Annotated in this window: 9 protein-coding genes; 4 read left to right on the top strand and 5 right to left on the bottom strand. The window is 58.9% G+C overall.

The features are described 5' to 3' along the window. The coding region (locus tag EFR00_RS21425; protein WP_125864861.1) for an NAD-dependent epimerase/dehydratase family protein at positions 1–457 on the bottom strand (457 nt) is incomplete at its 3' end. 273 nt (positions 458–730) lie between these two features. Between EFR00_RS21425 and EFR00_RS21420 the strand changes: the two genes are divergently transcribed. Then, positions 731–1,681 (top strand): endonuclease/exonuclease/phosphatase family protein, encoded by a 951-nt coding sequence (locus EFR00_RS21420; RefSeq protein ID WP_077989902.1) that lies wholly within the window; start codon positions 731–733, stop codon positions 1,679–1,681. Between the two features lie 13 nt (positions 1,682–1,694). Here the strand turns inward: EFR00_RS21420 and EFR00_RS21415 are convergent, their stop codons facing one another. From EFR00_RS21415 to EFR00_RS21405, 3 genes are all read right to left on the bottom strand, one after another. Then, complete coding sequence (locus tag EFR00_RS21415) at positions 1,695–2,000, bottom strand: hypothetical protein (RefSeq protein WP_077989903.1); 306 nt, start codon at positions 1,998–2,000, stop codon at positions 1,695–1,697. Between the two features lie 135 nt (positions 2,001–2,135). After that, on the bottom strand, positions 2,136–3,563 hold the full coding sequence (locus EFR00_RS21410) for a mannose-1-phosphate guanylyltransferase/mannose-6-phosphate isomerase (protein WP_086156343.1): 1,428 nt from the start codon (positions 3,561–3,563) through the stop codon (positions 2,136–2,138). 39 nt (positions 3,564–3,602) lie between these two features. Next, positions 3,603–5,027, bottom strand: a complete 1,425-nt coding sequence (locus EFR00_RS21405; protein WP_086156342.1) for a phosphomannomutase — start codon at positions 5,025–5,027, stop codon at positions 3,603–3,605. 226 nt (positions 5,028–5,253) lie between these two features. On the opposite strand from EFR00_RS21405, the gene ung reads away from it, so the two are divergent. The 3 genes from ung (at position 5,254) to EFR00_RS21390 (ending at position 7,640) form a co-directional block, all read left to right on the top strand. Then, on the top strand, positions 5,254–5,955 hold the full coding sequence (gene ung / locus EFR00_RS21400) for a uracil-DNA glycosylase (protein WP_077990033.1): 702 nt from the start codon (positions 5,254–5,256) through the stop codon (positions 5,953–5,955). Between the two features lie 135 nt (positions 5,956–6,090). Beyond that, positions 6,091–7,023: a VOC family protein gene (locus tag EFR00_RS21395; RefSeq protein WP_009991866.1), complete on the top strand. Its 933-nt coding sequence runs from the start codon at positions 6,091–6,093 to the stop codon at positions 7,021–7,023. Positions 7,024–7,034: 11 nt separating this feature from the next. Further along, on the top strand, positions 7,035–7,640 hold the full coding sequence (locus tag EFR00_RS21390; protein ID WP_009991865.1) for an alpha/beta hydrolase: 606 nt from the start codon (positions 7,035–7,037) through the stop codon (positions 7,638–7,640). 157 nt (positions 7,641–7,797) lie between these two features. On the opposite strand, the gene EFR00_RS21385 is transcribed toward EFR00_RS21390, so the two are convergent. Then, positions 7,798–8,049: a KTSC domain-containing protein gene (locus tag EFR00_RS21385; protein WP_077989904.1), complete on the bottom strand. Its 252-nt coding sequence runs from the start codon at positions 8,047–8,049 to the stop codon at positions 7,798–7,800. Positions 8,050–8,570: the final 521 nt, after the last annotated feature.

Below are 8,570 nucleotides of genomic sequence, written 5' to 3'. Positions count from 1 at the left end.
CGTAAATGGTCAGCGGCTCGTCGGCGCGATCGGTCTCGCGGAAGGGGACGGTCGCGTTGGCGCCATAGATCGATGATGTCGAGGCCAGCATCAGATGGCGGACTTCGACCCGCCGGGCGATTTCCATTATGTTCCACGAGCCTTCGACGTTCGAATGTAGATAGGCTTCGGGATTTTCCAGGCTGTAGCGGACGCCGGCCTGTGCGGCGAGGTGGATCAGGATGTCGGGCTTGGCCGCGAGGACAGCCGCCTCTAGCGCCGGCCGGTCCTCTAGCATTGCGATGACCGGTTTGAAGGCCGGGAACTGGGAGAGGGCCGCATGGCGCATCTCCTTGAGCTTGACGTTGTAATAGGGAGTGAGGCCGTCGAAGCCCGTTACCTCGTGCCCCTCCTGCAGCAGGCGCCTGGCCAGATGAAAACCGATGAAACCGGCCGTCCCTGTAATGAAGTAGCGCATTCCCACCTTTTCTTGGCCCCCTGCCGACGGCAAAGAGCCGATTCCGTATCACGTGACCCCCCTTACAAGATAAGAAGAGGCCGAGTCGATAGGTCTTTGAGGGAGAAGACTGCGGCACCCATGCGGGTTTCACGGGCGTCGGCGCGGTCTACTTGGCGGATGCCATCGATACTGCTCATCTGCCGGGATGAGCGTCCGATTGTCATGCTGCGTTGCAACATGCCGACCTGCATGTTATGCCCGCCCAGTCGTCGGCAAGCGGAATCAGGATCGATGCGAGATATAATCTATTGGATTCTCTGCGCATTTCTGACCCTTGCCATTGCCATCGTGTCGCTGCGCTACGTCACGAACTTCTGGCTGTTGTCCTTTGTCTACAGCTTTCAGATTCATCTCGGCGTCATCTTTGTTGCCGCCAGTCTCGTCATTCTGGCAGTCAAGAGGCAGATTTACGGCCTGGTTCTTCTGCTCGCCTCGCTTTTTCTCACCGCTCACGGTTTCGTCATGCTGCGCGAATTTGCACAGGATGACCAGCGGCCGGGTGCCGCGCCGCTTTTCCGTCTGATGTCGTTCAACATCGCCATCGACAATTGGAAAAACTCGACGGCCCTTGCCGACATGGTGATCGCTTCGAACGCCGATGTCGTCAATTTGCTGGAAGCCAAGCCGCTGACATTTCATCTGCAGCGATTGTTCAAGGCCTATCCCTACCATATCGGCTGCGACAACGGCAAAGATAGCTGTGATACGCTGGTCCTGTCCAAACGGCCGTTCGTGATGCGGCAGGTCGCAAGTATTGGCAGTCTCAGGAAAGACAGGTTGGTGGTATCAAGCGTCGACTTCGGCGGCCAAGCCATCAATCTCGTGTCGGCGCATCTGTCGAAACCCTATTACGACGACTACCAGATGGGCGAACTGGATGACCTCGGCAAGGCGCTCGGTTCGATTTCCGGCCCTCTGGTGCTGTCCGGCGACTTCAATTCGTCGGCCATCGCGCCCAGCATCCAGGGTCTTCTCCGCGAACAGAAACTGAAGACGCTTGCACCTGAACCGGCAACATGGCCGATCGCAGCAGGTGCCTTCGGGATCGCCATCGACCACATATTCGCGCGGGCGCCGCTTCGGCTGATCTCGCTCAAACGTCTCGACGACAATCTCGGCTCAAACCATTCCGGTCTGATCGCCGAATTCGCTCTCGACCATGAAACGTCACCGGTGAGGTGACGCATGCGGCAAGTCAGAATCGCGTTCGGCCGCCTTTCCGGTCGATCATCTGGAAGGTCTTGCCGTCGGTTTTCACGCTGACGCAATCCTTCGACTTATTGGGAAACAGAACGCAGACCTGGCCGTTTTCTATCTTGTAGCCATTCTCGTTGCCCTCGCGATATTCGTAGCCGTTGCTGCTTTCTTTCAGCTCCGCCGTGCCGGGCAGGTGCTGGCGAATTTCGGCCTCGCTTGCAACGCGCATATTCGCTGTCTGGGCGAACGCCATGACCGGCAGCATGAGTGAAAGAAATCCGGCGAGGGCGGGCAGGATACGCATCAGGGGATATCTCCGGTCATGTCGGTCGGCGTCCTCATTCTACGAGAATCCCGAGAGAAAATTCAACAGCAATGCTGATCGGGACGGAACCGGCGGCGAGTTGTCTTGAGCCCGCCGGCCGTTCCGAAGCCTGCCTCACGTTCTTCCGAACTCGTCGACGATGCGGATGATGTCATCCTCGCCGAGATAGGAGCCCGTCTGTACCTCGATGAGTTCGAGGAGGATTTTGCCGGGATTGGCGAGACGATGGACTTCGCCGAGCGGAATGTAGACGCTTTCGTTCTCGCGCAGCATGCGCACATTCTCACCAACCGTCACTTCGGCCGTTCCCTTGACGACGACCCAGTGTTCGGAGCGGTGGTGGTGTTTTTGCAGCGAAAGCTTCTTGCCGGGCGTGACGAAGATGCGCTTCACCTGAAAGCGGTCGCCGTTGAAGATGGAGGTATAGCCGCCCCAGGGGCGGTAGGACGTCGGATGCGTTTCGGTGAACTTCGCTGTCGCCGAAGAGGAGGCCAGCATCTTGACCAATTGTCCGACATTCTGGCTGTCCTTGAGCCGTCCGACGTAGACCGCGTCCTCGCTGGCGATGACGGCGACATCCTCCATGCCCTGGACGGCAAGATGCACGCCATGGGTCATGACCAGCGAATTGCGGGTATTGACCACGGTCGTATTCGCGGCCGCGACATTGCCGTTATCGTCGCGCTTTCCCGATTTCCACACGGCATCCCAGCTGCCCATATCGGACCATCGGAACGGCGAGGGAACGACGGCTGCCTTCGAAGTCTTTTCCATGATCGCATAATCGATCGATATGTCAGGGCTCTTGGCGAAATGGTCGGCATCGAGTCGGGTGAAGTCGAGGTCGCGGCTTGCCTTGAAAACAGCCTTGCTTGCGGCTTTGAGCACCTCCGGTGCATATTCCTGAAGCTCGGCAAGAAGTTCCGTTACCGGGAACATGAAGATGCCCGAATTCCAGTAAAAGCCGCCGTCGGCGAGCATCCGCTGGGCTTCTTCCAGCGCCGGTTTCTCGACGAAGCGGCTCACCTTGTGAGCGCCGTTCTCCAGCGCGTCGCCGATCTCGATATAGCCGTAACCCGTCGCCGGTTCGGTCGGGTTGATCCCGAAGGTGACAAGCCTGCCGTCGGCAGCCGCCTCGCGGGCGATGCGGATACAGTCGAAATAGCTTTTATCGGCGAGAATCTCGTGATCCGAAGCGAGCATCTGGATGATGGCATTCTTGCCGAAAAGGTCGCCGGCCAGCGTCGCTGCGGCCGCGACCGCCGCGGCAGTATTGCGGGCAACCGGTTCGAGCAGGACGGCGGCGAGCGGACGGGCGAGCTCGCGCGCCTGCTCGGCGACCAGAAAGCGGAAGTCTTCATTTGTGACGATGATCGGGGCTTCATAGAGCTCGGGATCGGAAACGCGTTCGAGCGTATCCTGAAACAGCGTCTTGTCGCCGACGAACTGGATGAATTGTTTCGGCGCGGTGGCGCGGGAAAGCGGCCAGAGGCGCGTGCCTTTGCCGCCGGCCATGATCACGGGAACGATTTTCTGCGTCATAGGCGGGTTCCTTGAAATAAACGGCTTATTCGTTGCATGTTAGCGGGCGGCTGCCCAGCCTCTTATCCTGTCGAGGCCGCTGTGCAGCAGGTCGAGAGCCGCGGATTCACTCCCTGCCTCCACGTAGCAGCGCATTTCGGGAGCATTGCCGGACGGGCGGAAGTGGATGATCCGGCCATCCCTCAATGTCACCCGAAGCCCATCGATGTCGGATTTTGTCGCTACCGCGCCGATCGGCTGCAGGAAAGAGGCAAGATTTTCATCCGAGGCGCGCAGATGTTCCATCAAAGCCGCGCTCGTCTCGACGGGGAAATTCTCCAGACGATCGGCAGCGGCGAACGGCAGCTTGTAAGAGGCGGCAACGGCAGAAAGCGGCTGCCTGCGAGCGGCGGCGAGCGACAGGATTGCGAGCATGGGAATAAAACAGTCACGCGTCGGCAGGGGGCGCAGTTTCCGGCCATTGACGTCGAACGTGGTTGCGGTCAGCAAGCCGCCATTGGCTTCAAAGCCCATGACGTTATCCTCGCCGGCTGCCACCGCCTCTTCCATGCCTGATATGACGAAGGGCGAGCCGACACGCGTGCGCCTGACGGTGAAAGTGCCGGCGGCCTCGATGCCGGAATTGGAGGTCACGGGTGTCACCACCGTGCGGGCTCGCAAGAAGTTGGCGGCGACAAGGCCGAGAAGGTCGCCGCGCAGGGGCGTGCCGGTTTCGTCCGCGACCAGGGGGCGGTCGCCGTCGCCGTCGGTCGAAACGATTGCATCGAATTTATGCTCGGAGACCCAGCGCCTCATCAGCGCGATCGTCTCGTCGGAAACGGCTTCGGTGTCGACCGGTATGAAACTCTCCGAACGCCCGAGGGCGGTGATCTCGGCACCGTAGTGGGCGAGAACTTCGATCAGCAGGTCGCGAGCCACCGTACTGTGCTGGTAGACGCCGATCTTCAGCCCGGATAGCGCACCTTGCGGAAGCAGGGCCGTATTGCGTTCGAAAAACAGCTGCCGGCAGATCGCCTCATGATCTTCCATCTTGGCCGGCGCCTCGACCAGTGCTTTGCCGCTTCGTTCGATCTCGGCTGCCTGTGCGGTGATCGCGGCCTCGTCCGATTTGTCGATCTCGCCGTCCGGGCGATAGAATTTGATGCCGTTGCGGTCCGCTGGGATATGCGAGCCCGTGACCATCAGGCAGGCGGCCTTGCTTTCGAGGCCATAAAGCGCGAGGGCCGGCGTCGGCACATTGCCGCAGTCGAACACACGGAATCCGAGTGCCGTCAGCGCACCGGCACAATTCGCCGAGATTTCAGGGCTCGAATCGCGAAAGTCACGTCCGATTAGAATGATGTCGCCGGCCCGTGCCTTGCCGGTCTCCAGCAGATATTTGCCGAACGCGGTAGCGTAGAGGGCGGATGCCCGTCCCTTGAGATCGACTGAAAGTCCGCGAAGGCCGCTCGTGCCGAATTTCATTTTGAAGACAAGCTCCGATTGTCACGATCAAAGTTCTACTCAGCCCACCAGCCGGCGTAAATACCGAAGCAGGCTTATAGTTAAACACGGACGATGGAGTCACCAATAAGGTTTGCGCCCACTCGCCAGGTTTCGAAGGGGCCGCGAGGCCGACAGGCATTGCGGCTTCAGCCTATTTTGTTAGAACCGTATGTCCGTCGTTTTGTCCCATGTCGAAGGTTTGCTGATGAGCGATACATCCGTCAGTCTCGAGGAGAGCTGGAAGTCTGTCCTCGAGGGGGAGTTCTCAAGCCCGTACATGCAGCAGCTCAAATCTTTTTTGGTCGCGCAGAAGCAGGTCGGAAAACGGATATTTCCCAAAGGCAGCGAATATTTCCGAGCGCTTGATCTGACACCGATCGCCAACGTTAAGGCCGTCATCCTCGGTCAGGATCCCTATCACGGGCTAGGGCAGGCGCATGGATTATGTTTCAGCGTCCGGCCCGGCGTGCGCATACCGCCCTCGCTCGTCAATATCTACAAGGAGATGGAGACGGATCTCGGTATAGCGCCGGCGCGCCACGGTTTTCTCGAGCATTGGGCACGGCAGGGCGTGCTGCTGCTGAACAGCGTGCTGACAGTCGAGGAAGGGCAGGCGGCTGCCCATCAGGGCAAGGGTTGGGAGCGCTTCACCGATGCCGTCATCGGCAAGGTCAACGACGAATGCGAAGCCGTCGTCTTCATGCTCTGGGGTTCTTATGCCCAGCGCAAGGCGGCCTTTGTCGATACGGCGCGGCATATGGTGCTCAAGGCGCCGCATCCGTCGCCGCTTTCAGCCCATAATGGCTTTTTCGGCTGCAAGCATTTTTCCAAGGCGAATGCCTTCCTGCAGTCGCGCGGGCGCGCGCCGATCGACTGGCGGCTACCGGTCGATCCTCATGGTTCTTAAAGTGAACGCGCATGGATCAGCGTTCACAAAAAGGAGACAATGCGTTTTGGTCTGCAGGTCTATTCCGGAGGCATGACCGAGCGCATTTATGATCCATCGAAAGCCCGCAAGCGGCGGGCAAAAAAGGGGTCTCACATGCTCGATCAAATCAAGGGTCTGCACCACGTCACGTCGATGGCGGAGGACGCCCGCACCAACAATCAGTTCTTTACCCATGCGCTCGGCCTTCGCCGCGTCAAGAAGACGGTGAATTTCGACGCCCCCGATGTCTATCATCTCTATTATGGTGACGAGACCGGTGCGCCAGGCACGATCATGACCTACTTCCCGTTTCCGAAAATGGCGCAGGGGCGGCCCGGCACCGGTGAGGTCGGTACGACGGTGTTTTCCGTTCCGCAAGGTTCGCTCGGCTTCTGGAGCGATCGCTTTGCCGCGCTCGGTGTCGGCGGCCTGAAGGCTGAGGAGAGCTTCGGCGAAAAGCGTCTGAACTTCTCCGGTCCCGATGGCGACGGCTTCGCGCTCGTCGAGGTCAAGGACGACGGCCGACAGCCTTGGACGCATGGCGGCATCAGTGAGGATCATGCGATCCGCGGCTTCCACTCCGTCGCCATGCGGCTGAGGGATGACGGCGCCACGGCCGAACTGCTGAGGTTCATGGGCTATGAGATCGCCGAGGAAAGGGACGGGGTCAAACGGCTGATCAAGCCTGATGGCAACGGCGCGCATCTGATCGACCTTGAGACCATGCCGAGCATTGCCCGAGCGCTTCCCGGCGCCGGCTCCGTCCACCATGTCGCTTTCGCAGTCGAAAACCGTGAAAACCAGCTCGAAGTGCGCAAGGCGCTGATGGACACCGGCTATCAGGTGACCCCGGTGATCGACCGAGATTATTTCTGGGCGATCTATTTCCGTACGCCGGGTGGCGTTCTGTTCGAGGTCGCGACCAATGAACCCGGCTTCAACCGGGACGAGGATACGGCCCATCTCGGCGAGGCCCTGAAGCTGCCGCAGCAGCACGCCCATCTCCGCGCGCTGCTCGAGCAGCACCTGCAGCCGCTCGAGGCGTAAGGAGAGGCGATATGACCGAAACTGGATATGTGCACCGGCTGCATGCCGGCGCACCCGGCAAACCGCTTCTGATCGTGTTGCACGGCACCGGCGGCGACGAAAACCAGCTCTTTGATTTCGGCCGACAGCTGCTGCCGGAAGCAACGGTTCTTGCTCCTCGCGGCGACGTTTCCGAACATGGTGCTGCGCGGTTCTTCCGGCGCAGCGGTGAGGGGGTCTACGACATGGCCGACCTTTCACGGGCGACGGAGAAGATGGCCGCCTATGTCAAGGCAGCCGCTGACGAGTACCAGGCTTCCCGTATTGTTGGCCTGGGCTTTTCGAACGGCGCCAATATTCTTGCCAATGTGCTGATCGAGAAGGGTATCTTCGACCTGGCGGTGTTGATGCACCCGCTCATTCCGTTTCAACCGGAAGCTCGCTCGACGCTTGCGGGAAGAAAGGTGCTGGTGACGGCCGGACGGCGGGATCCGATCGCTCCGATGGCCGTGACCGAAGCATTGTCGCAGTACTTGAAAGGCCGCGGCGCCGAGGTCGGCACAGTCTGGCATCCCGGTGGCCATGAGATCGCGCCGCTCGAAATCGATGCAATTCGCGATTTCTTCATCAGTTATTGATCGATTGCGCCGCCAACGGCGACAGCCGAATTGCGGGGCCGGCGAAAACCGGTCCCGCATCTCGGCTCAAACGACGATCTGGCATCGACAATAGGGATGCCACCAAAAGTGCTCTAACTCTTTAATTGAGGCCGACCGGGACAAATATCATCCTGTTCTAGGGACGAGGAGGATATTTGCCCCTGATTGCCTTCATATAGAAATTCCCGGGTGACTCCGCCATCGTCAAGCCGACGACGACACCTTTGGGAACCCCTTCATATTCTCTCCTCTGACCGTTGGTCAGATAGACCCGTAGATGCCGGCTGTCTTCGTCGTAAGTAATCGCCTCGATAAGTTTCGAATCAACCGCAGTTTCCACTTTGCACCCCGCAGTTTTGGATCTGAGATTCTGGATCAACAATGTCATTCGCGCTCGCAACGCGCCATCTTTATGCGGTGTCGCAAGGTCGTCAAGAGTGATCTGCTTTAACGTTCATTTTTTCCTGGCACCTCTCGTTTTAGTTGATTAATGCAGCTTTTTCGAAGGCCCCGCCTGTGGAAAATTAACAGTCTCCGGTTCTTCCAAGTGAAGAAATATTGGGTAATGCAGCTAAATTTTGAAGAATCTGGTAAAGAAACACAGGATTAATCAACCGTTAACCAGCCTAAATAAGGGACTTGGAAATATTAATCGAAACATCTTCTCTATTATGGATCAATACGACGTGCTTTGTTCGTGGCAGCCGTTTTGCTATGCCCGTCGAGCGGCGTGAGGAACCCTGACCACGTGCCGTCGACAACCGATCGGCAGGCGAGATTCCTCGCATTCTCGTCGGTCATCACGATGCGAAAATCGTTCAAGCGCTTGGCGCCCGGATGGCGACCGCGCAGGAGACGCTTGCGCTTTCCACCGGGCGCGACGAGGATGGACGATGGTCATTGCCCGAT

It is taken from the genome of Rhizobium sophoriradicis (genome assembly GCF_003939025.1).
GTDB classification, from domain to species: Bacteria; Pseudomonadota; Alphaproteobacteria; order Rhizobiales; family Rhizobiaceae; genus Rhizobium; species Rhizobium sophoriradicis.
The sequence above is the reverse complement of the archived record's forward strand: the minus strand, read 5'-3'. Positions and strand labels throughout refer to the sequence as shown.

What these genes read in the sequence shown, in the direction of transcription:
- EFR00_RS21390 (WP_009991865.1), top strand. Translation starts at nt 7,035, where the DNA reads ATGACCGAAACTGGATATGTGCACCGGCTGCATGCCGGCGCACCCGGC.
- EFR00_RS21395 (WP_009991866.1), top strand. Translation starts at nt 6,091, where the DNA reads ATGCTCGATCAAATCAAGGGTCTGCACCACGTCACGTCGATGGCGGAG.
- EFR00_RS21385 (WP_077989904.1), bottom strand. Translation starts at nt 8,049, where the DNA reads ATGACATTGTTGATCCAGAATCTCAGATCCAAAACTGCGGGGTGCAAA.
- EFR00_RS21415 (WP_077989903.1), bottom strand. Translation starts at nt 2,000, where the DNA reads ATGCGTATCCTGCCCGCCCTCGCCGGATTTCTTTCACTCATGCTGCCG.
- EFR00_RS21405 (WP_086156342.1), bottom strand. Translation starts at nt 5,027, where the DNA reads ATGAAATTCGGCACGAGCGGCCTTCGCGGACTTTCAGTCGATCTCAAG.
- EFR00_RS21410 (WP_086156343.1), bottom strand. Translation starts at nt 3,563, where the DNA reads ATGACGCAGAAAATCGTTCCCGTGATCATGGCCGGCGGCAAAGGCACG.
- ung (WP_077990033.1), top strand. Translation starts at nt 5,254, where the DNA reads ATGAGCGATACATCCGTCAGTCTCGAGGAGAGCTGGAAGTCTGTCCTC.
- EFR00_RS21420 (WP_077989902.1), top strand. Translation starts at nt 731, where the DNA reads ATGCGAGATATAATCTATTGGATTCTCTGCGCATTTCTGACCCTTGCC.